The sequence below is a fragment of the Stenotrophomonas sp. YJH_SMC_65 genome, assembly GCF_059369475.1.
In genome coordinates this window covers 59167-85577 of sequence record NZ_JCAFSR010000007.1, presented here as the reverse complement: position 1 = coordinate 85577, position 26411 = coordinate 59167, and the positions used below count along the sequence as shown (strand labels likewise).

Annotated in this window: 22 protein-coding genes; 17 read left to right on the top strand and 5 right to left on the bottom strand. The window is 67.2% G+C overall.

Going from position 1 to position 26411, the window contains the following annotated elements; genetic code table 11:
* Positions 1-2: 2 nt before the first annotated feature.
* Both AC5P7A_RS14395 and AC5P7A_RS14390 read left to right on the top strand, forming a co-directional pair.
* Positions 3-2198 (top strand): AsmA family protein, encoded by a 2196-nt coding sequence (locus tag AC5P7A_RS14395; RefSeq protein WP_288496341.1) that lies wholly within the window; start codon positions 3-5, stop codon positions 2196-2198.
* Positions 2199-2269: 71 nt separating this feature from the next.
* Positions 2270-2755: a TspO/MBR family protein gene (locus tag AC5P7A_RS14390; RefSeq protein ID WP_288496343.1), complete on the top strand. Its 486-nt coding sequence runs from the start codon at positions 2270-2272 to the stop codon at positions 2753-2755.
* 16 nt (positions 2756-2771) lie between these two features.
* On the opposite strand, the gene AC5P7A_RS14385 is transcribed toward AC5P7A_RS14390, so the two are convergent.
* Positions 2772-3065, bottom strand: coding sequence for a hypothetical protein (locus AC5P7A_RS14385; RefSeq protein WP_014647137.1), 294 nt, complete (start codon positions 3063-3065; stop codon positions 2772-2774).
* A 263-nt stretch (positions 3066-3328) separates the two neighbouring features.
* On the opposite strand from AC5P7A_RS14385, the gene AC5P7A_RS14380 reads away from it, so the two are divergent.
* Genes AC5P7A_RS14380 through AC5P7A_RS14370 form a run of 3 tightly spaced genes read left to right on the top strand, consistent with a single transcriptional unit; the run spans position 3329 to position 8422 of the window.
* Positions 3329-5566, top strand: coding sequence for an ATP-binding protein (locus tag AC5P7A_RS14380; protein WP_197605005.1), 2238 nt, complete (start codon positions 3329-3331; stop codon positions 5564-5566).
* On the top strand, positions 5563-6030 hold the full coding sequence (locus AC5P7A_RS14375; RefSeq protein WP_134808851.1) for a response regulator: 468 nt from the start codon (positions 5563-5565) through the stop codon (positions 6028-6030). Before AC5P7A_RS14380 ends, AC5P7A_RS14375 begins: the two co-directional genes overlap by 4 nt.
* Positions 6023-8422, top strand: coding sequence for a response regulator (locus AC5P7A_RS14370; RefSeq protein WP_495220236.1), 2400 nt, complete (start codon positions 6023-6025; stop codon positions 8420-8422). Before AC5P7A_RS14375 ends, AC5P7A_RS14370 begins: the two co-directional genes overlap by 8 nt.
* Before the next feature lie 2 nt (positions 8423-8424).
* Here the strand turns inward: AC5P7A_RS14370 and AC5P7A_RS14365 are convergent, their stop codons facing one another.
* Genes AC5P7A_RS14365 through AC5P7A_RS14355 form a run of 3 tightly spaced genes read right to left on the bottom strand, consistent with a single transcriptional unit; the run spans position 8425 to position 10425 of the window.
* Positions 8425-9117 carry a Rossmann-fold NAD(P)-binding domain-containing protein gene (locus AC5P7A_RS14365; protein WP_495220235.1) on the bottom strand — a complete coding sequence of 231 codons (693 nt, stop codon included), beginning with the start codon at positions 9115-9117 and terminating at the stop codon, positions 8425-8427.
* 13 nt (positions 9118-9130) lie between these two features.
* Positions 9131-9805, bottom strand: a complete 675-nt coding sequence (locus tag AC5P7A_RS14360; RefSeq protein WP_126412151.1) for a ChrR family anti-sigma-E factor — start codon at positions 9803-9805, stop codon at positions 9131-9133.
* The gene (locus AC5P7A_RS14355; RefSeq protein ID WP_014647131.1) at positions 9802-10425 is read right to left on the bottom strand and encodes a sigma-70 family RNA polymerase sigma factor; all 624 of its coding nucleotides are present in this window, start codon (positions 10423-10425) and stop codon (positions 9802-9804) included. Before AC5P7A_RS14355 ends, AC5P7A_RS14360 begins: the two co-directional genes overlap by 4 nt.
* 134 nt (positions 10426-10559) lie before the next feature.
* On the opposite strand from AC5P7A_RS14355, the gene AC5P7A_RS14350 reads away from it, so the two are divergent.
* The 12 genes from AC5P7A_RS14350 (at position 10560) to AC5P7A_RS14295 (ending at position 25591) form a co-directional block, all read left to right on the top strand.
* Entirely contained in the window at positions 10560-11327 is a 768-nt protein-coding gene (locus AC5P7A_RS14350; protein WP_049439851.1) for a hypothetical protein, read from the top strand.
* Positions 11328-11408: 81 nt separating this feature from the next.
* A complete protein-coding gene (locus AC5P7A_RS14345; RefSeq protein ID WP_049439853.1) occupies positions 11409-12359 on the top strand; it encodes an acyl-CoA desaturase in 951 nt (316 codons plus the stop codon).
* Between the two features lies 1 nt (position 12360).
* On the top strand, positions 12361-13638 hold the full coding sequence (locus tag AC5P7A_RS14340) for an NAD(P)/FAD-dependent oxidoreductase (protein WP_049439856.1): 1278 nt from the start codon (positions 12361-12363) through the stop codon (positions 13636-13638).
* Positions 13635-14402, top strand: a complete 768-nt coding sequence (locus AC5P7A_RS14335; protein WP_014647127.1) for a DUF1365 domain-containing protein — start codon at positions 13635-13637, stop codon at positions 14400-14402. The genes AC5P7A_RS14340 and AC5P7A_RS14335 overlap by 4 nt, the downstream gene beginning before the upstream one ends.
* Entirely contained in the window at positions 14399-15658 is a 1260-nt protein-coding gene (locus AC5P7A_RS14330) for an SAM-dependent methyltransferase (protein ID WP_041863424.1), read from the top strand. Before AC5P7A_RS14335 ends, AC5P7A_RS14330 begins: the two co-directional genes overlap by 4 nt.
* Position 15659: 1 nt before the next feature.
* A complete protein-coding gene (locus AC5P7A_RS14325; protein ID WP_014647125.1) occupies positions 15660-16205 on the top strand; it encodes a DUF2878 domain-containing protein in 546 nt (181 codons plus the stop codon).
* A complete protein-coding gene (locus AC5P7A_RS14320) occupies positions 16202-16987 on the top strand; it encodes a DUF1295 domain-containing protein (RefSeq protein ID WP_495220234.1) in 786 nt (261 codons plus the stop codon). The genes AC5P7A_RS14325 and AC5P7A_RS14320 overlap by 4 nt, the downstream gene beginning before the upstream one ends.
* A complete protein-coding gene (locus tag AC5P7A_RS14315; protein WP_014647123.1) occupies positions 16984-18057 on the top strand; it encodes an SAM-dependent methyltransferase in 1074 nt (357 codons plus the stop codon). The genes AC5P7A_RS14320 and AC5P7A_RS14315 overlap by 4 nt, the downstream gene beginning before the upstream one ends.
* Before the next feature lie 8 nt (positions 18058-18065).
* Complete coding sequence (locus AC5P7A_RS14310; RefSeq protein WP_495220233.1) at positions 18066-18599, top strand: lipocalin family protein; 534 nt, start codon at positions 18066-18068, stop codon at positions 18597-18599.
* Positions 18600-18905: 306 nt separating this feature from the next.
* Positions 18906-22379, top strand: a complete 3474-nt coding sequence (locus tag AC5P7A_RS14305) for a DEAD/DEAH box helicase (RefSeq protein ID WP_495220232.1) — start codon at positions 18906-18908, stop codon at positions 22377-22379.
* A 237-nt stretch (positions 22380-22616) separates the two neighbouring features.
* Positions 22617-23267 (top strand): LuxR C-terminal-related transcriptional regulator, encoded by a 651-nt coding sequence (locus AC5P7A_RS14300; RefSeq protein ID WP_495220231.1) that lies wholly within the window; start codon positions 22617-22619, stop codon positions 23265-23267.
* Entirely contained in the window at positions 23264-25591 is a 2328-nt protein-coding gene (locus AC5P7A_RS14295; RefSeq protein ID WP_495220230.1) for an ATP-binding protein, read from the top strand. The genes AC5P7A_RS14300 and AC5P7A_RS14295 overlap by 4 nt, the downstream gene beginning before the upstream one ends.
* Here AC5P7A_RS14295 and AC5P7A_RS14290 read toward each other — a convergent pair whose 3' ends face one another.
* Entirely contained in the window at positions 25592-26347 is a 756-nt protein-coding gene (locus AC5P7A_RS14290; protein WP_032961063.1) for a SapC family protein, read from the bottom strand.
* Positions 26348-26411 lie beyond the last annotated feature (64 nt).

The following is a 26411-nucleotide window of genomic DNA, read 5'->3' as shown; positions in this document are numbered from 1 at the left end:
AGATGCCCCCTGTTTCCGCGCACATCCCGCACCGGCTTCGACGGTGGCGTGTTCCTGCCTGCGTCCTGCTGGGCATCTACCTGCTGTACCTGCTGGCCGGCAACATCTTCCTCAACACACCGCTGTTTGACCAGGTCACCAACCGCAAGCCGCACAAGTTCGTGATGACCACTGGGCCGGCCATTACCGTGCTGCCAGGCCACGTGATCGCCTGGAATGTACACATGCGCGGCCATGTGAACCACACGGTCTACGTGCTGCACGCCGACCGCGCCAGCGCTCGTCTGGCGGTTCTGCCCCTGTTCCAGCGCGAGGTGCGGGTGCCCCGGCTGCAGGCCACAGGGGTTTCGGCCGAGATCAGCCGCGTGGAAGAGGCCATCCCGCCACCGCCGCGCAGCGACCGCGGCTGGACCCTGCGCTTCGATGCCATCCACAGCGACAGTATCCGCAGCGCACGTTTCGGCAAGCTGCTGATCATCGGCCAGGGCCAGGGCACGGTGGGCTTCCTCAAGCAGCTGCGCGGCGGGCCGTCGGAACTGTTCGAATCCGAGGTTGCATTCAGCGATGCGGACACCAGTTTTGACGGCGTGCAGCTGTTGGGCGACACGGATCTCACCGCGCGCTTCAGCTATCCGCGCCATTATCGGGACCAGGCGCCCGGCCTGGCCAAGTTGAAGCTGCTGCATGCCCAGCTCGAGGTCGATGCCCGCAGCCAGGGCCTGCGCATGGACACCAATGCCACAACGCCGAAGATCTCCAGCGCACCAGTGCCCGGACGGCTGCAGGCCGCACTCCACCTGATCGATGGCCAACTGCAGCCCGGCGACCACGCGCTGTGGCAGGTGCCGCTCTACCTGGGCGACGGCGCCCCCGATCGCGGCATGCTGGCGCTGCAACTCAATGTGGCCAGGGACGTGCGCCTGCAGGCCCGCTTGCCGCCAAAGTCCGGTTCAGGCAGCGAGGTGGATGCCGATCTGCATATCAGTGGCCGGGACATTCCCTTCCAACAGCCCGCACTGCTGCTGGAACGCAGCTCTGGCAAAGTGCGCGGCGAATGGACGTTCACCTCGCTCAACTGGATCCCTGCCCTGTTCGTGCGCAAGCCGTGGCTGCAGCTGGATGGCGGCGGCACGCTGAAGGCGGACCTGCGCCTTCGCAACGGCGAGCTGACCGAAGGCAGCACCGTGGACATTCCTGCAGCCGAAGCCGTGGCCGAGGTGGCGGGTGTGCGCTTGGCGGGCACGGCCAGTGCCCACGGCGAACTGAAGGCCGGCACGCCCAGCCAGGCGCGGCTGGCCGTCCGGTTGCCCCGCTTCACCGCGCGGCCAGGCGATGCCAAGGACGTACGCCTGTTCGACGGCCGGGATCTGGCCCTGGACCTGACCGGCGATGGCCGCCTGCAGGAACTGCGCAAAGGCGTCCGCGCGCAGCTGCGCTTCAGTGAAGCCACCATCCCTGACCTGACCGCCTACAACCGCTACCTGGGTTCGCCCCAGGTGCGACTACTCCGTGGCACCGGCACCGTGAGTGGTGATGCGACCCTCGATACCGACGGGCGCGTCGGCCATGGCACGGCCCGGCTGTTGGGGCGCAACGCCAGTGCAAAGGTGGCAGGGCTGGACATGGGCGGCGATATCGACGTGAACGCAACACTGCGCCGGGGAGACTTCAACCAGCGTCATTTCGATCTGTCCGGCACCACGGTCGAGCTGCGCAACGTGCAGGTGGCGGGCACGCAGGGCTCGACGGCATGGAAAGGCCGCGCGGCCTTCAGGCGTGGGCGCATCGATGCGCAGTCGCCGTTCCAAGTGGATGCCACCACGGACCTCGATCTCAGCGATGCGCGACCGTTGCTGGCGCTGTTCGCAGAGCGCACCGACTACCCGCGCTGGACCTTGTCCCTGCTGGATTCCGGACAGGTACAGGCGCAGGCGACGCTGCGCTGGCGCCCTGGCCATCTGGTCATCGATGGCCTGCAGGCCGAGAACGACCGCCTGTCGGTACGCGCGCGGCTGGATCTGCTGGAACAGCGCAAGCGCGGTGATCTCTATCTACGGTGGGGGCTGCTGGGTGCGGGCATCGAGCTGGACGGCGACCAGCGCCAATGGCATCTGGCCAAGGCACGCGAGTGGTTTGACCAGCAGCCTTCGCTGCTGCCAGCGGGCCAGGGCACGGGAGCTGCAGGCTCGTCGCACTGAAGGCAAGCGGCTGCATCCATTCCCGGCCCCGGTGCGTATACACCGACGCCCCAATTGACGAGTTGCACGCAATGAACAAGCGAACACAGGCCTATGGCTTTCTGGGATGGGTGGCGATCACCTTCGCCGCCGCCGCACTGGGCGCGTGGGCCTCGACGTCCGCCGCCAGCTTCTATGCCACCCTCGCCCTGCCTGCATGGGCGCCGCCTGCCGGTGTGTTTGGCCCGGCATGGACCCTGCTGTACGCCATGATGGCGATTGCGGCGTGGCTGGTCTGGCGGGAGCGCGGCTGGCGCGGCGCGCGGCCTGCGCTGTGGCTCTATCTGGTGCAGCTGGCCATCAATGCACTGTGGAGCTGGCTGTTCTTCGGCTGGAAGCTGGGCGCCCTGGCCTTCGTCGACATCCTGGTGCTGGTGGCGCTGGTGTGCGCGACGATGCTCGCGTTCGTGCGCGTCCGCACGATGGCAGCCGTACTGCTGCTGCCCTATCTGGCCTGGATTTGCTTCGCCTCGGCGCTCAACTTCGCAGTCTGGCGTGCCAACCCCGGGCTGCTGTGATAGCGCGCCGCATCGCTTACGCCTGGGCCACGACCTGTGGGCGCCAGTTCCTCAACAGTGCCGGCTTGAACGCCTGCTGCCCGCAGCCGGTGGGGCAACGCACCACACGCGCCGACGAATGGCTGACCAGGCCTTGTCCTTCTTCGGCCTTGAACACCGTCTCGCAGGACAGGCAACGGGCCACCAGCGAATACAGGTGCAGCAACCGGCCACTGGCGGGGTCCTGCAGTGCATCCACATCCAGCAGTTCGAACTGGCAACTGTCAGCCAGCATGCGGTACGGCGTAGAAGGCAGGGTCTGCAGGTTCACGGGCGTGGTATCCGACGGAAGTCGAGCCACCCTAGGGCAGCCGCTGTCGAGCCGGCGTGCAGCGCAGATGCACTGGCCGCGAAGCCGGCAGAGACGCCTGACGCATGCGCATCGCTGCTTGTATGAAGAATTCAGTTTCAGATGGAGGACACGCCACATGCACAGGGAGGTAGGCGGATACGCTCTTTTGCTTCACCATCCATGGTTACCGGATACACCGCTGGGTCGTTCCTGCCCTTCACGAATCATGAGTCCCGCCCTTGATGCCTTCTGCTGAGCCCACGCACGACGCTGCCCTGTCGCGTTGCGCGCGCGAACCGATCCATACCCCCGGCGCGATCCAGCCGTACGGTGTGCTTCTGGTGGTGGAACCGCACTCGCTGCAGGTGCGTGAGCGCGCCATCAGCCACCCCGCCCTGCTGCAGCAGTTCGGCGAGCCATTGATGCAACACGTCGCCGAGGTGCTGGGTGGCGTGCTGGCGCCGTTCCAGGCGGTGTTGCAGCAGGCCACGGTCGGCAGCAGCGCACACGTGGGCGCGGTGCATCTGGATGGCCATGGCCGCCACCAGCTGCTCGTGCACCGGTCTGCAACCGACCTTCTGGTTGAACTGGAGGCGCCGGTTCCGGGCCAGCCCGGTTCGCTGGAAGAGCTGTACCCGGCGATCCGCGAGCTGATGTCCGGCATCGAGACCGCCACGACGGTGGAAGACCTGTGCAGGCTGGCCGCCGCGCATGTGCGACGCCTCACCGGCTTCGACCGCACCCTGGTCTACCAGTTCGATGCAGGCTGGAATGGCACGGTGGTGGCCGAGGACGGCAACGGCCTGCTGCCATCCTATCTGGACCTGCGCTTCCCCGAATCGGACATCCCCGCCCAGGCGCGTGAGCTGTACCGCCGCAACCGGGTGCGCCTGATTGCGGACAGCGATTACACCCCTGCGCCGCTGTTGCGCGCGGAAGCGCATCGCGACGCGCCTCCCACCGACCTGAGCCTGGCCGTGCTGCGCAGCGTCTCGCCGGTGCACCTGCAGTACATGCGCAACATGGGCACCGGGGCATCAATGTCGGTGTCGCTGGTGCACGAAGGCCGGCTGTGGGGCCTGGTGTCCTGCCACGCGGTGCAGCCGCGCCGCCTGCCGTACCACGTACGTACGGCCTGTGAGTTCATGGGCCAGATCCTGTCGCTGCAGATCGCGCTGAAGGAGCGCGCGCGCGCGATCGAGGAACGCGTGGCCCGTCGCTCGGTGCTGGTCAAGCTGCTGGCACGCATGGCCGGGGACGAAGAGTTCATGGCGGCGCTGCGCCACGATGAGGCCAGCCTGCTGTCCCTGACCGGCGCGGCCGGCGCGGCCATCGTGCACAAGGGGGACTGCATGCGCGTGGGGCAGTGCCCGCCCCCCAGCGAGGTGCTGGCCCTGGCCGACTGGCTGGCCAACCAGCACGCCGGGCAGGAAATGTACTGCACCGATCATCTCGCCGGCGACTGGTCGCCTGCCGCGCACCTGACCGACGTGGCCAGTGGCCTGCTGGCGGTGTCGATCTCGCAGCTCCATCACAGCTACCTGATGTGGTTCCGGCCGGAGGTCGTGCGCACCGTGCGCTGGGGGGGCGACCCGCGCAAGACCGATGCGCCCGGCATGGCCCTGTCGCCGCGCAACTCGTTCGAGGCGTGGAAGGAGACCGTGCAGCAGCGCAGCCTGCCGTGGAGTGATGCCGACTGCGATGCCGCGCACGAAATGCGCACCGCCATTGTCGACATCGTGCTGCGCAAGGCCGAGGAAATGGCGGAGCTGAACGAACAGCTGGTGCGCAGCAACAAGGAACTGGAAGCGTTCTCCTATTCGGTCAGCCACGACCTGCGCGCGCCCTTCCGCCACATCGTCGGCTACTCGGAGCTGCTGGGCAGCTCTGCGGGCGAGCGCCTCAACGACACCGAACGTCGCTTCCTCGACACCATCGTGGAATCGGCGAAATCTGCCGGCACGTTGGTAGATGACCTGCTCAGCTTCTCGCAGATGGGCCGCTCGACGGTGGGCCGGGTGCGACTGGACATGGCTGCGCTGGCCGAGGACGTACGCAGGACGTTGGCCCTGGACTATGCCGGCCGCGAGGTGCAGTGGACGCTGGCGCCGCTGCCGGAAGTCGAGGCCGATCCGACCATGCTGCGCCTGGTCTGGCAGAACCTGCTGGGCAACGCGATCAAGTTCACCCGCGAGCGCGAGCAGGCGGTTATCGAGGTCGGCCACGAACGCAACGACGACGAAGACCATTTCTTCGTGCGCGACAACGGCTGCGGCTTCGACATGCGCTACGTGGACAAGCTGTTCGGCGTGTTCCAGCGCCTGCATCACGTCGAGGAATTCGAAGGCACCGGCATCGGCCTGGCCAATGTGCGCCGCATCATCGGCCGCCACGGCGGCCGCACCTGGGCCGAGGGCGAACCCGGCAAGGGCGCCACGATCCATTTCACCCTACCCCGTTCCACAGGAGATCACCCATGAGGGACCTGCGGCCGATCCTCCTGGTCGAGGACAGCCCCAAAGACGCCGAGCTGACGATGGCCGCGTTGTCACGCTGCCAGCTGCTGAACGACGTCATCCACGTGCGCGATGGCGCCGAGGCGCTGGACTACCTGCGCTGCGAAGGCAAGTTCGCCGGCGCCATGCACGGCGGCCCGGTCGTGGTGCTGCTGGACCTGAAGCTGCCCAAGGTCAATGGCCTGGAAGTGCTCGAACAGGTCCGTGGCGACGCGCAGCTGAGCAGCACCCCGATCGTGATGCTGACCTCCTCGCGCGAGGAACAGGATCTGGTGCGGAGCTACGAACTGGGCGTCAATGCATTCGTGGTCAAGCCGGTCGATTTCAAGGAGTTCTTCGATGCCATCCAGGGGCTGGGCATGTTCTGGGGCATCACCAACCAGCCACCGCCGCACCGGCCCAACGGTTCGGGGCGGCACCATGCGTGATGGATCGCGCCGCAGTGAGCGCCTGCGCATCCTCATGCTGGAGGACAGCGCGCTTGACGCGGAGCTGATCAGCGCACAGCTGCAGCGCGCAGGCCTCGACTTCGAGGCCGAGCGGCTGTGGACCCGCAATGCGTTCATCGAGGCGATCGACAATCGCCCCTTCGACATCATCCTGGCCGACCATGTACTGCCCGGATTCGATGGCGATGCCGCCCTTGCGCTGGCGCGCGAGCGCATCCCGCACACGCCTTTCATCTTCGTCTCCGGCACCCTGACCGAAGAGCTGGCCGTGCAGGCCTTGACCCGCGGCGCACGCGACTATGTGGTGAAGCAGCGCCTGCAGCGCTTGCCGGATGCCATCCGTCGCGCGCGGCAGGAAGCCCACGAGCGCAACCAGCTGGTGCAGGCGCAGGCTGCGCTCAATGAGAGCCAGGCGCAGCTGCAGCAGGTGACCGACGCCGTTCCGGCGCTGATCGCCCGGCTCGACAAGGACCACCGCTACCGCTTCGCGAACAAGGCGTTCCTGGATTGGCATGGCGTGAGCCAGGCCGAACTGCTGGGCCGCCTTGCCCGCGATGTCAGCGGCATCAGCGCCTTCGAACATGCCCTCCCCAGCCTGGAACGCGTGCTGCAGGGCGAGCGCACCAGCTTCCAGGTCGAGCTCGTGCATCGCAGCGGCGAGTCACGATTCGTGCAGATGGACTGCGTGCCGGAGCATGCCGCCGATGGCAGCGTGGTCGGCTACATCTGCATGGGCAGCGACGTATCGGTGTTGAAGCAGGCCGAACTGGCCCTGCGTGAGGACAACCAGGCCCTGGAGCAGCAGGTGCAGGCGCGCACCGCCGAACTGCGGGCCAGCAAGCGGCGGCTGCAGGCGATCTTCGAATCCAGCTTCCAGCATCAGGTGCTGCTGGATCTGTCCGGGCGCGTGGTCGATGCCAATGACGCCTCATTGGCCGCCGTGCTGGCCGACAAGAAGGACATTGTCGGCCAGCGCTTCGGCGAATCCCTGTGGTTCGCCAACACCGACGGCGTCGGCGCGGTGGTTGACCAGGCCGTCGCCGCGGCGGCACAGGGTCGCAGCTCGCTGCATTCCCTCGAGCTGGAGCTGCCCACCGGCCGGCGCAGCTTCGATGTCTCGCTGCGCCCGCTGCTGGACGCCGACGGCGTGGCCACCGCCGTCGTATCGGAGGCGGTGGAAACCACTGCGCGGCGGCAGGCCGAGCATGCGCTTCGCCAGTCGCAGAAGATCGAGGCGGTCGGCCAGCTCACCGGCGGCATCGCGCATGATTTCAACAACATCCTGACGGTGATCTCCGGCAACATCGAGCACGCCATGCTGCTCAGCGAACGGGCCGGCGAGCCCGGCGCGATGGCCAGCCGCGCCCTGGACAATGCCCTGAAGGGGGTTGGCCGTGCCGCCAGCCTCACCCAGCGCCTGCTCGCCTTTGCCCGGCGCCAGCCGCTGCGCAGCCAGGCAGCCAACCTCAACGAGTGCCTGCTGGACATGCAGGACATGCTGCAGCGGGCACTGGGCGAACTGGTGCAACTGGACATCCGCACCGCCGAGGACATCTGGTGCGTGGAGATCGACATCAGCCAACTGGAAGCCTCGGTGCTGAACCTGGCGGTCAATGCGCGCGACGCGATGCCGCACGGCGGCCGCCTGGTGATCGAAGTCGACAACAGCCACCTCGACCACGACTATGCCGCATTGTTCCCGGATGCGTCCCCCGGCGAGTACGTGATGCTGCGGGTGCGCGACAACGGCCACGGCATGGACGCGGCCACCCTGGCGCGCGTGTTCGAGCCGTTCTTCACCACCAAGCAGGTCGGCCGCGGCACCGGGCTCGGCCTGTCGATGGTGCACGGCTTCGTCAAGCAGTCCGGCGGCCACGTACTGATCGATTCGGTGGAAGGCGGCGGTACCAGCATCACCATGATGTTCCCGCGCTCGCCGCTGGCGCTGCCTAGCGAGGCTCGCGTTCCGCAGACGGGCCTGGCTGGCTACTCGCCACGCGAGGAAACCGTGCTGGTGGCCGAGGACAACGACGATGTCCGTGCGCATACAGTCGATGCGCTGCGCCTGCTGGGCTACCGCGTGCTGGAAGCGCACGACGGCCCCTCGGCGTTGCGGCTGCTGGAACGGCCGGACACCAAGGTCGACCTGCTGTTCTCGGACGTGGTGATGCCGGGCATGTCCGGCTGGGAGCTGGTGCGTGAGGTGCGTGAACGCTGGCCGGCAATCGCGGTCCTGTTCACGTCAGGCTATCCACGCGACCACGATGCGGTTGGCGCGCTGGGGCGTGCAGCCGCCCTGCTGCCAAAGCCATTTACCCGCAGTGACCTTGCGCTGGCAGTGCGCACCGCGCTGGAGGCTGCGCCGCGCTGAGGTCAGGCGGACGCATCGCGCATGCCTGCCGCGATCCGGTTGATATCCGCGCACTCGATCGTGGCCGGCGGGTTTTCTCTTCCGGCCAGGGCGATCATGGCCATGCCCAGCGCCAGGTTGCTGGTCATCAGCGAGGGCGCGAGCGCACCGGCCAGTTTCATCAACGGTGCGCCGCCCCAGTACAGGGGTTTCAACAGGGCATGCCGGGTACCTGTCCCCGGCACCGGCCGGACCCCGCCCGGACGCAGCATCACCGCGCGCAGCGGCAGCGCCTGCAACGCCCGCTCGGTCTCGCCCTTCACCCGCAGCGGCATCAGCCGGCTTTGCGGGTCCGCGCCTGCGCCGGAGACATACAGGAAGGCCCCCTGCGGATTCACCGCAGCCCAGGCGCGGGCCACTGCCAGTGTGGTGTCCAGGGTCACGCGCCGGTACTCGGCCTCGGCAGTGCCAACCGGTGGCGCACCGGCACAATAGAAGCATGCGTCGTACCCGGCCAGTTCATCACGCTGCGCGTCGATGTGCAGGAAGTCCGGGACCACCCGTTCGCTGCCGGGTCCGCGCAGGCTGCCCGGGCGCCGCACCAGCGCGGTCAAGCCGGCAACCTGCGGCGAACGCTGGCAGGCCAGGGCAACGCCCTGCCCCACCAGGCCTGCAGCGCCGGTCAGGAGAATCCGCAATGTCTGTGCCTGAGCCATGGCCAGGGCCGCACTAGAGTTTCACGAACCGCTGGATCTTGCGCGCCAGCCACCCGCTGAACACCAGCGGTGCATCCAGCGCCGACACGCAGATGCACGGCACCCCCGGCGCGGTCACCGGCTGATGCTCCACGTCTTCATCCAGGTCCGCCACGTCGCCGGGTGCGAACAGCCCCAGCGCATCGTTGTAGGAACCGCGCAGGATCTGGGTCAGCTCGCTGCGGCCATGGCTGTGCATGGGCAGGCATTTGCCCGGGGCGATCTTCAGCATGATCAGCGAAGGCATCTGCTCGGCACGGATGCAGTGCACGCCGGGCGCCATCCAGCGCCAACGCAACCCACTGAGCGATGCCCCGAAGTAGGGGTGCAGCGAGGCAGGCAGATGGTCCGGGTCGGCCTCGGGCCGCTCCATCGGCACGGGACGCGCGGCCTGGTCCATGGCAATCGGCATTTCCGCAGCCAGCTGCATCAGCATGGCCTCGCGCAGCTGTTCGCGGCGTGGATCAGGCGCGGGCGGCTGGGTCTGCTCGAGCAGCACCGAGCCGATCGCCTCGGCCTCGCGCAGGCGCTGGCGGCAGTGCGGGCACTGCTCCAGATGCGTACCAGCGACCACGCTCAGTGGCGTGGGCAGCGCGCCTGCGGCATAGCTCATCAACGTCGATTCGTGCAGGTGGTGGCGCGGGTTCACAGCGCACCTCCCACTTTGGCCTGCAGCTGCAGGAACGCGCGCCGCAGATGCGACTTGACGGTACCCAAGGGCATGCCGATCGCCTCGGCGATCTCGCTGTGGCTCTTGGCCTCGAAATAGGACATGCGCACCAAGCGCGCCTGCACGGCGGGCAGTTCGTTGATGCGCTGGCGCAGCCGGGCTTGGTCGGCAAACTGTTCGGCGCTGCTGCGTTCGATCACATCCAGGGTTGCTGCGTCCTCGACGGCTGCCTGCACCTGCATCCAGCTGCGCTCGCGGCGGATGCGGTCAATGTGCAGGTTACGGGCGATGCGATACAGCCACGTGCTCAGCGCACCCTGCGCGGGATCGAAGTCGGCCGCGCGCAGCCATAGCCGCAGCAGGCTCTCCTGCGCCAGTTCCTCGGCCACCGCGTCAGGCACGCCCAGGCCCCGCAGGTATACGCACAGCCGCGGCATGAAGTAATCATAGATCCGCATGAAACAGTCGCGGTCACGAAGCCGTGCCACGCCGTCCATGTCACCGGCCCAGTTCGTCGGCTCGCTGCTCGGCTGCTGGGAACTGGACACGATGCGTGCGGTATCGAAGTTGAGGGGGTTGCTGGCGGCGTCAGGGTACATCGGCGTTCGCGGCGGGCGGGTGAAGGTCTGTCCTCTTTACGCGCAGGGGCCGTGATTGGATGCAGCCGCTGCAGGCGCATCCAACCGCCCATCCCCGCCGTATGACCTCAGCCCTCCTTTCCCGGATGAACGCGATGCGTACCGCTTGGCTGCTGCTGTGCCTGCCCCATGTTGCGCTGGCCGCGCCCTGGCTGCGAAGCGAGGGGGTAGCAACGTCGTCGCGCGGCGACCTGCTCTACCGCGAGGTGCACTGGCGACGCGATGCGGCCGAGGGTGCCGAGCGCTGGGTGCTGTACCAATGCGCGGACGGGCGACCTTTCGCCCGCAAGCACCTGCCGGCCAGCGCGGCCCCACAGGCGCGCGGCTATACCCTGGAGGACCGGCGCAGCGGCCAGAAGGCCGAGGTCGAGGCCGCCAGCGGCAGGGTCTCGATCGCGTGGAAGGAGGATGCCGGCAGCCCACCGGTGCAGCGCGAGCTCGACCTGCCGACCGGCGCGGTCATCGACGCAGGGTTCGACGCGGCGGTGCGCCTGCATTGGCAGGCGCTCATGCGCGGCGAGCGTGTGACCCTGCCCTTCCTGGTCCCAGCGCGGCAGCGCTACTTCCCGGTGCAGGTAAGGCGCATCGGCCCGCAGCGCTGGCAGGGGATCGATGCGCAGTCGATCGAGGTCAGCCTGGACACCTGGTACGGCGGCATCGCGCCACGCCTTGCGCTGGTATACGCCAGCGCTGACCAGCGCCTGCTGGAGTTCCGTGGCACCAGCAACCTGCGCGATCAACGCGGTGCCTATCCACAGGTGACGGTGCGCTTCATCGCCGCAGCGGCTGGTCGCCCCGCCAGCGAATGGCAGCAGGCCTGGGCGCAGCCGCTGACAGATCGCTGCACCGTTACGGCCAGGTGAAATCTAAATTTCCTGCCGCGCTCCGCATCCAGTGGGCCTTCTGCCGCGTAGAGGAAGACACGAAACCCGCCGAGATCCGCCATGGCCTCTGTAGCGCCCCTCCCCCGTCAACGCTGGCGCCTGCTGCGCACGCTGCAGCGCTGGTTCGATACCGGCAACGCCGCAGAGGCCACCGACGAGCGGCCGGGGCGGATCGACTGGGTGCGCGCCGTGCCCTTCGCGCTGATGCACCTGGCCTGCATCGCGGTGATCTGGGTGGGCATCTCGTGGACAGCGGTGATCGTGGCTGCAGCACTCTATGCGGTGCGCATGTTCGCCATCACGGCGTTCTACCACCGCTACTTCTCGCATCGCACCTTCCAGGCATCGCGGCCGGTGCAGTTCGTGTTCGCGGTGATAGGCGCCTCCAGCGTACAGCGCGGGCCGCTGTGGTGGGCCGCCCACCATCGCCACCACCACCGTCACGCCGACCAGCCGCTGGACCCGCACTCCCCCCGTGAGGGCGGCTTCTGGCGCAGCCACATGGGCTGGTTCCTGACCCGCGAGGCCTTTGCCACCGACCTGTCGCGGGTGCCCGACCTGGCGCGCTACCCGGAGCTGCGCTGGCTGGACCGCTTCGATACGGCTGTGCCGGTACTGCTGGCCGCAGCGCTGTATGCACTGGGCGCCGGGTTGGAGCGCTGGGCGCCAGGCTTGCATACCTCCGGCTCGCAATTGCTGGTGTGGGGCTTCTTCATCTCCACGATCGTGCTGTTCCACGCCACGGTCACCATCAATTCGCTGGCCCATCGCTTCGGTCGCCGCCGCTTCGAGACCCGCGATGACAGCCGCAACAATCTCTGGCTGGCGCTGCTCACCTTCGGCGAAGGCTGGCACAACAACCACCACTTCTTCCCGGGCACCGTCCGCCAGGGCTTTCGCTGGTGGGAAGTGGACCTGACCTGGTATGGACTGCGCGCGATGGCGGCGCTTGGGCTGGTCAAAGGGCTCAAGCCGATTCCCGAATGGGTGCTGGCCAAGGCGAGGTACTGACATGCGCATCGCGATCATCGGTTCGGGCATTGCAGGACTGGCCAGCGCCTGGTGGCTGGACGGCGAACACGACGTCACGCTGTTCGAGGCCAACGACTATCTGGGCGGCCATACCCACACCCACGACGTGCAGGTGGATGGCGTCCGCATGGCGGTGGACACCGGCTTCATCGTGTTCAATCCCCAGCACTACCCGCTGCTGACCGCACTGTTCGACGAGCTGGGCGTCGCCTCGCAGCCGACCACGATGAGCTTCTCGATGCACAGCGAGCGCAGCGGCGTGGAGTACAACGCCACCTCGCTGGATGGCCTGTTCTGCCAGCGCCGCAACCTGGTGTCGCCGCGGTTCTGGGGCATGCTGGCCGACCTGCGCCGGTTCTACCGCGATGCCCCCCTGTTGCTGGCAGAAGACGAGGGCCCAACGTTGGGGCAGTACCTGCGCAGCCAGCGCTACGGCGATGCCTTCATCGACGAGCACCTGCTGCCGATGGCCTCCGCGCTGTGGTCGTCCCCGACGGCCACGGTGATGGACTTTCCGGCGCGCTATCTGGCCCAGTTCATGGCCAACCACCAGATGCTGCAGATGACCGGGCGTGCACCGTGGCGGGTGGTGAGCGGTGGATCGGCCCGCTATGTCGATGCCCTGCGCGCCCGCTGGCGGGTGCATGAGCGGCTGGAGTGCCCGGTACAGTCGGTCGAGCGCATGCCGTGGGGCGCTCGCGTGCACAGCGCGGCCGGCGTGGAAGGCTTCGATGAGGTCATCCTGGCCTGCCACAGCGACCAGGCCCTGGCGCTGCTGCGTGACGCCGACCCCATCGAACGCGACGTGCTCGGCGCCATCCGCTACCAGGCCAACGAAGCGGTGCTGCACACCGACGCGTCATTGCTGCCGCGCAACCGCAAGGCGTGGGCGGCATGGAATGCCCATGTGCCCCGCGACCCTGCTGCGCCCTGCACGGTCAGCTACTGCATGAACCAGCTGCAGGGCCTGCCCGGCAGCACGCCCCTGGTGGTAACGCTCAACCGCAGCGAGGCAATCGACCCGGGCAAGGTGCTGCGCACCCTGCATTATGCGCACCCGGTGCACGACCATGCCGCAGTGCGCGCGCAACAGCGCTGGGCCGAGCTGCAGGGCCGCCGCCACACCTGGTTCGCAGGCGCCTATTGGGGCTGGGGCTTCCATGAGGACGGCATCCGCAGCGCCCGCCGCGTGGTCGATGCACTGCGCACCTGTGAACCGCACCACGTCATGGCGGCTCCCGGCGAGGTGGCCGCATGAGCGCCAGTGCGCTCTACTTCGGGCAGGTGGCGCACCGCAGGCACCTGCCACACCCGCATGCGTTCCGCTATCCGATCGCACAGCTGCTGCTCGACCTGGATGAACTCGACAGCGTGTTCGCCGGGCGCTGGCTGTGGTCGATCAATCGCCGCAATCTGGCCGAGTTCCGTCGCAGCGATTACTTCGGCGATCCCGCGCGGCCCTTGGCCGATGCAGTGCGCGACCACGCTGCATCAACCCTGGGCTACCGGCCCACCGGCCCGGTCCGCCTGCTCACCCATCTGCGCTTCGCCGGTCACGTGTTCAACCCGGTCAGCTTCTACTACTGCTACCGGGCCGATGGCAGCACGCTGGACTGCATCGTCGCCGAGATCACCAACACACCCTGGAAGGAACGTCACGCCTACGTGCTGCCGGTCGCAACGGCCACGCAGGAAGGCACCTCGCTGCGCTGGCGGTTCGACAAGTGCTTCCATGTCTCGCCCTTCATGCCGATGGATTGTCATTACGACTGGCGGTTCAACTGCCCTGATGAGGACCTGCGCGTGCACATGCAGGTCTGGCGCGACGGCGCGCGCCAGTTTGATGCCACCCAGGTCATGCAACGACATCCCCTGGATGGCCGCGGGCTGGCCCGCGTCCTGGCCTGCTATCCACTGATGACCACCCAGGTGGTGGCCGCCATCCACTGGCATGCGTTGCGGCTGTGGCTGAAACGCAATCCCGTACACGACCACCCTACCCTTGCCGAGAAACCGCGATGAATTCGATGATTCCTTCGGTCGCGCTGCCGCGCCCCGGCGCATTGGATGCCTTCCTGCGCCGCCGCCTGCTGGCCCAGCTCGCCCCGATGCGCGACGGCCGCCTGTGCGTGCGCGACGCGCTGGGCGAAGTCTGGTTGGGCGATGCCCGCGGTGAGCTGCATGTCACCGTCACCATCGAGGACCCGGCGTTCTATCGCAAGGTGGCGGCCCAGGGCAGCGTCGGCGCCGGCGAAAGCTACATCCATGGCGAATGGCGCTGTGACGACCTGGTCGCCCTGATCCGGCTGCTGGTGCGCAACCGCGATCTGCTCGACAGCATGGAACACGGCCCGGCGCGCGTGGGAGGCTGGCTGCTGCGCGGCTGGAACCGCCTGCGCCGCAACAGCCGCGAAGGCAGCCGCCGCAACATCGCCGCGCACTACGACCTCGGCAACGACTTCTTCGCCCTGTTCCTGTCACCGGACCTGATGTACTCCTCGGCCCTGTTCGCCGAAGAGGGCGAGTCGCTGGAATCCGCCTCGCGGCGCAAGCTGGACCGCATCTGCCAGCAGCTGCAGCTCAAGCCGGGCGACCGCGTGGTGGAGATCGGTACCGGCTGGGGTGGTTTTGCGCTGCACGCGGCGCAGCACTACGGCTGCCACGTCACCACAACCACGATCTCCGCCGAGCAGCATGCACTGGCCAGCGAGCGCGTCCGCGTAGCCGGGCTGCAGGACAAGGTCACGTTGTTGATGCAGGACTACCGCGACCTGCAGGGCCAGTTCGACAAGCTGGTATCGATCGAGATGATCGAAGCCATCGGCGCCGAATACCTGGACACCTACATGGCAACGCTGCAGCGCCTGCTCAAGCCCGATGGTGTCGCCCTGCTGCAGGCCATCACCATCGAAGATCACCGCTACGAGCAGGCACGGCGCAGCGTCGACTACATCAAGCGCTATGTGTTTCCGGGCAGCTTCATTCCGTCGATCAACGCGATCATGGCGGCCAAAACCCGATCCAGTGACCTGCAGCTGGTCGCCCAGCAGGATTTCGGCCACTCCTACGCACTGACCCTGCGCGCCTGGCGCCAACGCTTCCTTGCCCAGCTGCCCGCTGTGCAGGCACAGGGCTTTGATACGCGCTTCTGCCGGATGTGGGAGTTCTACCTGGCCTATTGCGAGGGCGGCTTCCTGGAGCGTTCGATCGGCGTTTCGCATCTGCTGCTGGCGCGCCCCGGGCATCGTCCCGCTGGCGCATCGGGTCAAGGCGGCTGAGGTGCGCCGGTTCTGGGCCAATCTGCTTGGCAACCAGCTGGTCTGGCTGTGCGCCGTGGCCGGCGCCGGGCGCGGCTGGCAATGGCCGGCGCTGCTGGCAGCGTCGCTCTACATCGGCAGCCAGCTGCTGACCTCGCCGCAACCTCGGCTGGATCTTCGGCTGATGCTGTTGGCGCTGGCCTGCGCGTGGCTGGTCGACGCCAGTGCCGCCGCCAGCGGCACCGTACGCTACGCCGCGGCCCCGCTGGGCTGGACGCCACCCCTTTGGATCATGGCGTTGTGGGCCGCGTTTGCGATGACGCTGACCACTTCGATGCGCTTCCTGCTTCGCCACCCTGCCCTGCCAGCCGCGTTCGGCCTGCTGCTGGCCCCGCTGGCCTATCTCTCCGCAGCGCGCGGTTTCGATGCGGTTCGATTCACTACGCCGCTGTGGCAGGGCCTGCTGGTACTGGGGGTGGGCTGGAGCATCGCGCTTTCGCTGCTGTGCATGGCCGCTCGTCGCGGCTCCCGCACCATTCCACCGCCCTTGGCCGGAGCGCCGTCATGATCAATCTGGTGTGGGTACTGCTGTATGCCGTGCTTGTGATGAGCTGGGGCTGGGCCTGGCAGCGGCGCCACCGCAACATCGGCGTGGTCGATGTGCTCTGGGCCAAGGGCGTGGGTGCTTCGGCCCTGTTGCTGGCGTGGCTCGGCGATGGTGCGGCGGCGCCACGCATTGCACTGGGCGTGCTCGGTGGCCTGTGGGGCAGCCGACTGGCACTGCACCTGTGGCATCGGGTCCGCCATGAACAGGAAGACGGTCGCTACCGTTATCTGCGCGAGTACTGGCAAGGGCATCAAGCCAAGATCTTCGGCTTCTTCATGGCCCAGGCACTGCTGGTCGTGCTGTTCGCCCTGCCCTTCGTCGCGGTGGCTGCCAATCCACAGACCAGCATGACGTTGTGGGTCGTGGCCGCCGCACTCGTCTGGCTGCTGAGCGTCGGCGGCGAGAGCCTGGCCGACCATCAGCTGGCCCGGTTCCGCGCGGATCCTGCAAACCAGGGTCGCACCTGCCGCGACGGGCTCTGGCGTTACTCCCGCCACCCGAACTACTTCTTCGAGTGGCTGCAGTGGTTCAGCTATGTCCTGCTCGCGGTCGGCTCGCCGCTGTGGTGGCTGGCGTGGTCCGGCCCGCTGCTGATGTATGTGTTCCTGCGCTACCTGAGCGGCATTCCGTTCACCGAAAAGCAGGCGCTGCGCAGCCGCGGCGACGATTACCGCGCCTACCAGCGCAGCACGCCGATGTTCTTCCCCTGGTTCCCTCGTCCTTCCAAGGAGCATTCCGCATGAGCGCGATTCCGTCACTGACCCCGGCCGACGACGCGGAAACCGGGCTGATCGCCTGGGCCGAACGCGGCCTGGTTCCCGATGCCGCGCTGCGCGCCGGCATCCGTCGCCTGTGCGCGCAACGCCTGCACGAGGAAATGCTGGGCGGTATCGAAGCACAGTCCGCACGCTTCAGCCGTCGCATCGCCGAGCTGGCCGACAGCCCGCTCGCGCTGCATACCGACGCGGCCAACCGCCAGCACTATGAGGTTCCGGCGGCCTTCTTCCAGGCCTGCCTGGGCAGGCGCCTGAAGTACAGCAGCTGCTACTACCCAACCGGGCGCGAAACGCTGGACCAGGCGGAGGACGCCATGCTGGAGCTGTACGGCCAGCGCGCCGGACTGGCCGATGGCCAGCAGATCCTCGAACTGGGCTGCGGCTGGGGTTCGCTGACCCTGTGGATGGCCGAGCGCTATCCCACCGCCGCGATCACCGCCGTGTCCAATTCGCACAGCCAGCGCCAGCACATCATGGCGCAGTGCCAGGCCCGGGGGCTGCACAACGTCGAGGTGATCACCCGCGACGTCAACCAGCTCGAGCTGCCAACCGCACGCTTCGACCGCTGCGTCTCGGTGGAAATGTTCGAGCATGTGCGCAACTACGAGCGCCTGCTGGCGCGCATCAGCCAGTGGCTCAAGCCCGACGGCGCGCTGTTCGTGCACATCTTCGCCCACCGCACGCTGATGTACCCGTTCGAGACCGAGGGCGGCGACAACTGGATGGGCCGCCATTTCTTCACTGGTGGCCTGATGCCGGCGGCCGACACGCTGCTGCATTTCCAGCGCGACCTGCGGCTTGACCAGCGCTGGTTGCTGGACGGCACCCACTACCAGCGCACGGCCGACCACTGGCTGGCCAACCAGGATGCAGCACGCGAGGCGGTGATGCCGGTGCTGGTCGCGACCTACGGCCAGGCCGCCGCGAAGATCTGGTGGCAGCGCTGGCGCATGTTCTGGATGGCATGCGCCGAGCTGTTCGGCTACGACGACGGCCAGCAGTGGCTGGTCGCCCACTATCTGTTCCGCCCCCGTTGAGGTGTGACATGCGCATGCGCTCGCTGCTTCCCCTGCTGGCATTGAGCCTGTTTGGTTCCGGCTGCAGTTCCACCGATACCCGTCCCCTGCCCCGCCCGCCCTCAGTGGACGTGCCACGCTTCATGGGCGACTGGTATGTGATCGCCCACATCCCCTCATGGCCGGAGCGCAAAGCTTTCGACGCGGTGGAGAGCTACGCATTGAAGCCCGACGGGCGCATCCAGACCACCTTCACCTATCGCAAGGGCAGCTTCGACGCCCCCCAGAAGTCGATGCACCCTGTTGGACGGGTCGAGAAGGACGGCAACGGCGCCATCTGGGGCATGCAGTTCATCTGGCCGATCCAGGCCGAGTATGTGATTGCCTGGCTGCGCGATGACTACGGCCAGACCATCGTCGCGCGCAGCAAGCGCGACTACGTGTGGTACATGGCACGCACGCCACAGGTGTCCGAGAGCGACTACCAGCAGGCCGTGCAGCGCATCGCGGCCATGGGTTACAACACCGCAAAGCTGAGGCGCGTGCCGCAGTCGGTGCGCTGAGCCATCGGTCATCCCCACGCAGCACCTGCTGACGGCAGGGCGTGTCGACATCTGCTTGCGCCGGATGTCGCATTCATCACCGCTGCCGCATTGTTCATCCAGCACGCGCGCAGCCGCTGCCGGACCCGTGCGTACAGCGACGCCGCCCCTGCCCTGCCTGCAGTAGCTGGCGCCGGGGTCGCGAACACTCAAGACTCGACCGCGGCGGCCGCTAATGGCCAATGCAGGGCTGTGCGCGCCGGCCACAATGGCCGACGAAGGGTGCATTCCGGTCGTGGCCGATTTCACAATGGAAGGAACAGGCAGTTGAAGGAAGAACGACGCAACACGTTGCAGGCCAGTCATCGCGCGATCCTCAGCTTCTGGCACAGGGTTGAGTTCTTCATACCCTACGATCTCCAGGGCCAGGTCCTTGAGTCGAAGGACGCGGACTGGAGCGTACGGCAGCTGTCCAGGGATCAGCTCGAGCGATTGGACCCGAAGGATCTGTGGTCCCCACCCCTGCCATTCGGTCGCAGGCTGAGCGGATTCGATGTCTACCTCGGCATATTCGACAAAGCCCAGCTGGCCGATATCACCCAGCGGGTACTGGCTGAGACGCCAAGCGGAGACGAGTCGCTGGAACAGGACGAACGGGCCGAACTGGAAGGCCTGACCTGCGCGGCCAGCCTGCGGGCAAGCGCCGAGGGCGTGCTGCAGCTGGGTGAAATCTCGGTATCGACCGTTCCGTGGGCACTGGGCACGATCTCCAGGCGTGGCTTGCAGGGCCTGGACTTCGACGCCTTCCAGGCAAGCCTTGAAGCACTCAAGCGCGACGTAGCAACGTTCCGCAGCGCCGCTGCCACCCCCGCCGGACAGGGTGAGGGCCCAACGCCCTGCAGCCCCGACGACCTGTTGCGCCTGCTCGACATCCTGTGCAACTGGTCGGGTCATGACCCTTCCGCGGGCGACGCGTCCGCTCCGCTGCTGGTCATCCGGGCGAAAAGCGTTGAAGACAAGCCGAAGCCGGGACGGGCAGCAAAAGCCACACCCCCAGGGCCGGACAACGAGCCAACGGCGGAAGCGGACGACGCCGAGGACGACGAGGCCCAGCCCGAAGAGGACGCGGAGATCAGCATCCTCAACAGTTTCTTCGTCGAGGATATCGCGCGGGCCATCGGCGCACTCGACCAGGGCAAGGCCAGTGCGCCCCTACGCGCCTATCTGAGCCCATTGCCTGAAAGCCGACGCGAAGACCTTTACACCCCAGAAGGCCATGCGCTGATTGCCGACCGGCTGCGCCCGCGCCACATCAATCGGGGCCACTGGCCCGGCGATCCTGCACACACGATGAGCCTGATGCAGCAGTTCGCTGTGAACAGCATCTTCGAGCAGGTGCGCGATTCAGGCATCTTCTCGGTCAATGGCCCGCCCGGAACCGGGAAGACCACGCTGTTGCGTGAGGTCTTCGCTGAGAACATCGTGCGGCGCGCACGTGCATTGTCACAGTACGCGACGCCAGCCGCTGCGCTCGGCCCAGCCCGCGAAGTGAACTTCGAAGGTGAGAAGCCGTGCAGGGTCTCGCCACTGAAGGCCGACCTGACCGGCTTCGAGATGGTGGTCGCATCGTCGAACAATGCCGCCGTGGAGAATATTTCGCGTGACCTGCCGAAGAGCCGGTCACTGGGCAAGCCCGGAGGATCGCGCTGGCGCAACAGCACAGGGGACGTGACCTTCGACTACCTGCGGCCACTGGCCCGCAACCTGCTCGAATGGAACGGCAGGGGCGCCTATGAACGACCGGCGGCAGACAGCGATGCCTGGGGGTTGATCAGCTGCGCGCTGGGCAGGAAGGCCAACCGCGAGGCACTTGTGCGGGCCATCAGCAGGAGCGCCCCAAAAGATGGCAAAACCCCGAAGGGCTACAACCGCGCCCGCCACCAGTCGCTCTGGGAGTGGCGGGACAACCCAGCAGCCATGAGCTTCCAGCAGGCCAGGCAGGCGTTCGGCAAGGCCGATGCGATCGTCAATGGCCTGGTCGAAAAGCTGGATCGGCTTGCCTCGCTCAGCCGTGAAATCAGCGGCAACGATGAGGAGAGCTTCTGCCGGCAAACGACTTCTCAGCTTCGCGATGCACAGCGCGCGCATGAGGAAGCTGCACAGCAGTGCCGTGCACTCGAGGGCCAGCGCAGCAGATCCGATGAACAGCTCGCCCTGCTCAAGGCGCAACGCATCCTGCTCAAGGAAGAGAAGCCTGGCTGGTGGGCCCGCATCTTTGACCGGGAGCGCGCGCACAGCCATGCGGCCGCAATGGTGCAGAACGCAGATCATCAACACCGATGGACCCAGCGCGGGCTCGAACTCGGGACGCAATGTGATACGGCGCAACAGCACCTGGGCCAAACCGCGAGCACCCTGGCCGAGGCATCGGCCGCCGCGCAGGCACGGGCGCAGCAATGGGCTGGAATGACGCAACAGCTCGAACAACTGAAAGCCGAATTCGGCACCGCGTCCCATCCCGCCAACGCGGCCGAACTGGAAGATCAGGACTGGCAGATCAAGGGAGTCTGGAACAGCGAGCAGCTCAACGAGCAGCGCGCCAACCTCTTCGTGGCGGCACTGCAGCTTCACCAGGCCTGGCTGCACGAAGTGGTGCAGAAGGGGGGCGGCTTCGCCCAGAACGTCATTGCACTGTGCCACCTGCTGAGTGGCAAGCGGCTGCAGGAGCCACGCGATGCGCTGGCCATCTGGCAGAGCCTGTTCATGATCGTGCCGGTTGTCTCCAGCACGTTCGCCTCGGTCGCACGCCAGTTCCGACATCTGGGGCCGGACTCGATCGGCTGGCTGTTCATCGATGAAGCTGGCCAGGCCGTGCCGCAGGCGGCAGTCGGTGCACTGCTGCGCTCCAGGCGCGCGGTCGTGGTGGGTGATCCGCTCCAGATCGAGCCGGTGTTCACCGTGCCGGTCAAGCTGCTGCAAGCGCTGGGCCGAACCAGCGCACTGCCCGCAGGCGTGAACGTCTCGCCCGACAAGACCTCCGTACAGGTACTGGCCGACGAGGCCAACCCGCTCGGTGCCCGCATGGAGTCCGGCGGCTCGCCGCTCTGGATCGGCAGTCCGCTGCGCGTGCATCGTCGCTGCGTCGAACCGATGTTCTCCATTGCCAACACGATTGCCTACGAGGGGAAGATGATCTTCTCCAACCCCTGGGAACCCAGTGCGGCGCGGCCACCCGCCGACAGCCTGGACATCGGCAGCAGCGCCTGGGTACACGCCCCCGGCCGCACCAGCGACAAGCAGGTCGTGCCGTGCCAGATCGACCTGGTGCAGCAGGCGTTGGCCGCGCTCTACCACAGCACCGGGAGCCTTCCCCCGGTCTACATCATTTCGCCCTTCAAGCGCATCAAGAATGCCCTGCTCGAGCGACTGCGGAGCCAGGACGCCTGGCTTGGCCCGGATGCCCCACCCGGCACGCAGGCGCCACGCACCACCGAACTGCGCACGTGGTGCAGGGAGCGCGTCGGCACCGTGCACACCTTCCAGGGCAAGGAGGAAAGCATTGTCTGGATGGTCCTGGGCTGCGACACGGACACGGTGGGCGCGGCGCACTGGGCCTCCAGCAAGCCCAATCTGCTCAACGTCGCCGTCACCCGTGCCCAGCACCGCTGCTTCCTGATCGGAGACACCGCACTCTGGGGCGGCCTGCGCCACTTCTCAGACGCCCATGCCAAACAGTTGCCCCGCATCACCCCGGCGCAGTTCCTGGGTCGCATGTCGATCCCCCGCGTGCAGACTCGATAGCCCTGCCCTGACGGCGTCAACGACTCAGGTCAGGGGCGCAGGGTCACGCCAGCGTGACGCGTCACATTAATGGTTCCGGCAGCCACGACGGGACGCCTGCAGCACCCCATCCATTTACGTCACGAATGCGTAAGCCCCGGCCGATCAACTGCATCCATCGATCTTTAGGAATAGTCGTAAAAACGCAACGAATTCGATGTTCGACGCGACAGCGGCGCCAGAATGGCGGCCACGCCCATGGGCGCCGACCACCTCCCGCGCATGAATGGATTTCCTGCACCGCGTCGGCTTCGCCTGGCGCTCCTGGACGATCACGAAGTCGTCCGTCGCGGCACCGCCCTGCACCTGTCAGGCGATCTCCGCTTCGACATCGTCGCCAGCCACGGTTGCAGCAACGAACTGCTCTGCAGCCTGCAACACACACCGGTAGATGTGGCCATCATCGATCTCACGCTTGCCCGTGACGACCTGGGTAGCCTCGAGCTGGTTGCGCTGCTGCGCCGGGAATTCCCGCGCACGCAATTGCTGGCCTTCGCCACGCTCTGCCCCACCACCAACCTCAACAGCCTGATCGATGCCGGACTCCACGGATTCGTCAGCAAGGCCGAACCGCTTGCTGCATTATCCGACGCCATCGTACGTGTTTCCCAGGGCCTGACCCGGGTTCCACCGGACGTCAGGCTGGCCGGCGATCGCGGCGAGCTCAGCCGCAACGAGCGCGAAGTGCTGGGCCTGCTGCTGGAAGGCTTGACGGTCTCCGAGATCGCATTGCGGCGGCACCGCAGCATCAAGACTGTCAGCACGCAGAAGGTTGCTGTGCTGCGCAAGCTGGGATTGCGCAGCGACGTGGAAATCTACGCACTGCGCGAACGACTGGAGACACCGTGAGGCGCCAGCCGCCGTTGCGCCGCCGCTTCCTGTCCACGGGGCTGCTGGCGCTCCTTCTCCTGCCGGCTGCCTCGGCCGAAGATATCCGCTCGCCACGCTGGCTGCCGGGCAGCACTGTACGGGTCGCCACGACTCCCTCCCTGCGCCCCCTGCCCGCGGCCCTGGCCGATCCGTCATCACCGCCAACGCTCGCCCATGGCTATGCCAACCTGGTGGCGCGGCACGCCCAATTCCGTTTCCTGGAACACCCCTACCCGACAACCGCCGCATCAATCCTCGCTGTATGCCATCACGAGGCTGACCTGGTCATGGTGTTTGGCGGCGCAAGGCACCAGCCGCTGCCCTGCCCCGGCCTTGCCGCGTCCACCGCATTCCGTGGCGGCGCCACCCTGTTGGCCGGACGCGCCGGCGAGTGGCTGCCACGGGAGATGCGCGAACTCGACGGCCGGGTCATCGCCGTCGTTGAAGGCGGGCCCTACGCCAGCTGGCTGCACGCGCATCACCCGCAGGTCCGGCTGCGGCAGCTGCCAGACCGGCATGCAGCACTGGCGGCAGTCGAAAGCGGGCTGGCGGACGTGGCGATTGGCCTGGAGCCCACGCTGCGCCCCCTGGTTCGACGCCATTTCAATGGCAGCCTGCGCCTGCAGCCGTTCGATAGCGGTTTCTCCACCGACCTTTACCTGCTGGTTCGCCGGGAAGACCAGCAACTGCTTGGGCGCATCGAACAGGCATTGCGGGAGATCACACTGGAAGAGCACGCAGGCCTGCTCCACCTATGGGCAGGCCAGACCCTGCCTGCCGCGGCCGGGAATGCACTGGACTGGATGCAGGCGTCGCCCCCGCGCGGGTGGCTGCTGCTGGCCCCACTGCTGATTGCCCTGCCGCTGCTGTGGCTCGCAATGCGCCACCTGCGGGCGCGCGGTGACCGAAGCAGCGCGCATGCCATCGGCGTGATCAGCCACGAGATGCGCAACTCGGCGCAGGCCGTGCTGACCTCGATCGAGCTGCTGGGGCAATCGACATTGCCCAAGGGCGAGCGTGACCTGCTCGCCGCTGCCAGCAGCGCCAGCCAATCCCTGCGCAGCCTGTTGAATCGCGCACTGGATTTTTCGCGCCTTGCGAGCGGCGCTTTCAAGCCGCATGCGCAACCCTGCGATGCAACCCAGCTGTGCCGGCAGGCTCTGGAGGCAATCCGGCCACAGGCCCAGCGGAAAGGCCTGCAGCTGCATCTCGATGCCCAGGGCGCATCCCCGTCGAACATCCTGGTGGACGCCGATGCGCTACGCCAGATTGCCAGCAATCTGTTGGCGAACGCAGTGAAGTTCAGCGATTCCGGCCGCATCGAGCTGCGCCTGCAACTGATGCCGGCGGCGCGTCCGCGGGCGCTGCTGCTAGAGGTGATCGACAGCGGCATCGGCATCGCGCCGGCGCAGGTAGCCACCCTGTTCCAGCCTTTCCAGCAAGGCAGCAGCGGACAGCGGCGTGGCGGAAGTGGGCTGGGGCTTTCCATCGCGCGCGAGCTGGCCCGCGCAATGGGCGGCGACCTCACCGTGCACAGCGTGCTGGGCCGTGGCAGTCGCTTCATCCTGCGCCTGCCGGTGTGCCCGGCTGGCACCGGCGTGGATGCCCAGGACATGCCCGTGGGCGATACGCCACTGGCCGGACTGCACCTGCTGCTGGTCGAGGACCACGAGCTCAATCGCCACGTGATCGCCGAACAGCTGCGGCGCTGGGGCGCAGAGGTGTGCGCCGTGAAAGATGCGGCCAGTGCCCTGGCCGAACAGGCACGACAGCCCCGCTCCGTTGCTCTGATCGACATTGGGTTGCCTGGCGCCGATGGTCACGTGCTGGCGCGCGAGCTACGCGGGCCTGCCGGGCGCACCGTTCGCCTGATCGCATTGTCTGCCCGCACCGGACGGCGTCATCGCGCACGCTGCCACCGCTCGGGCTTCGACGCGGTGCTGGCCAAGCCGCTGCGCGCCGCCCAGCTGCTGCCTGCGCTCGGCATTGCGCGACCAGAGGGCCTGGGCGCAGCCGCGCAGACGATTGACATGGACGCGGCCTACATCGCCGACATCCACGATGAGCTCGGCAGCATGGAGCGGGTTATTGATCGAGCGGATGCATCGGCACTGGGCCATCACGCGCACCGATTGCAGGGCACGCTGCAGATGCTGGGCCAATGCGAGCATGCGGCCATCGCGGCGGAGCTGGTCGACCTGGCGCATGACGCCGCGCCGGACTGGGCCGATGCGCGGCGCCTGCTGGACGTGCTGAAGGCCGGACAGGGCTCCCGCCCAGCGGGAACCCTGCCAATGCCTTGATCAGGCGGCCAGGCGCTCGACCTGGCGACGGGTCAGGTCATTGAAGCGACCCAGCGACATCAGGTGCTGGTGGATCAGTGCCAGCCAGCCGCTGCGGTGCCACTCGACCACGGTGGCTTCCGGCAGCGCAACGAACTTCTCGACGTCCACCACCAGGAAGCCATTGAGGTTGAACTCGCGGCCATCCGGGGTACGCACGGTGGCGTTGCGCTCGACCAGCAGGCCGTTGTCGGTCAGGGCCTTGGAGAAGGCCAGGGTCTGTTCGTGCTCGCGGGTGTACTGGCCGCAGAACTCCAGCGCCTGCTGCACCATTTCGGTGGCCTTGCCGTCAACGAACAGCGGCTGGCCTTCCTCGCCGCCCTTGACCACGCGCGGGCTCTCTTCGTCGATGCCCAGCAGGAAGTCATTCTCCGCGCCGGTGTCGATGAAGATGAAGGGGTGGCGGCGCAGGTAGGCCGGAATATAGGCCTCGTCTTCCCACAGGCCGTCCTTGATGAACAGGTTCTGGTCGGACACGCCGACGGCAGCCATCGGAACCGCACCGGGGCCGGCGAACAGGATCGGGAAATGATGCAGCGCCAGCGAGAACTCGCCCAGCACCAGCGGAATGGCGTTGTTGCCGGCGGCGAACTCGAGCTTGCCCGGCAGGATGCGCAGATCGGCGTGCACATCGGCCTGCAGCGGCACCGGACGGGTATAGAACAGGGGAGCGCCGCTCGGCGCCGCTTCGGTGGTGGTGTCGCTGGTGGTGGTCATCTTGGGAACCGTTCGATCATGCGCGCCTGCCATCCCGGGCACGCCAGCGGGAACAACCTGAATC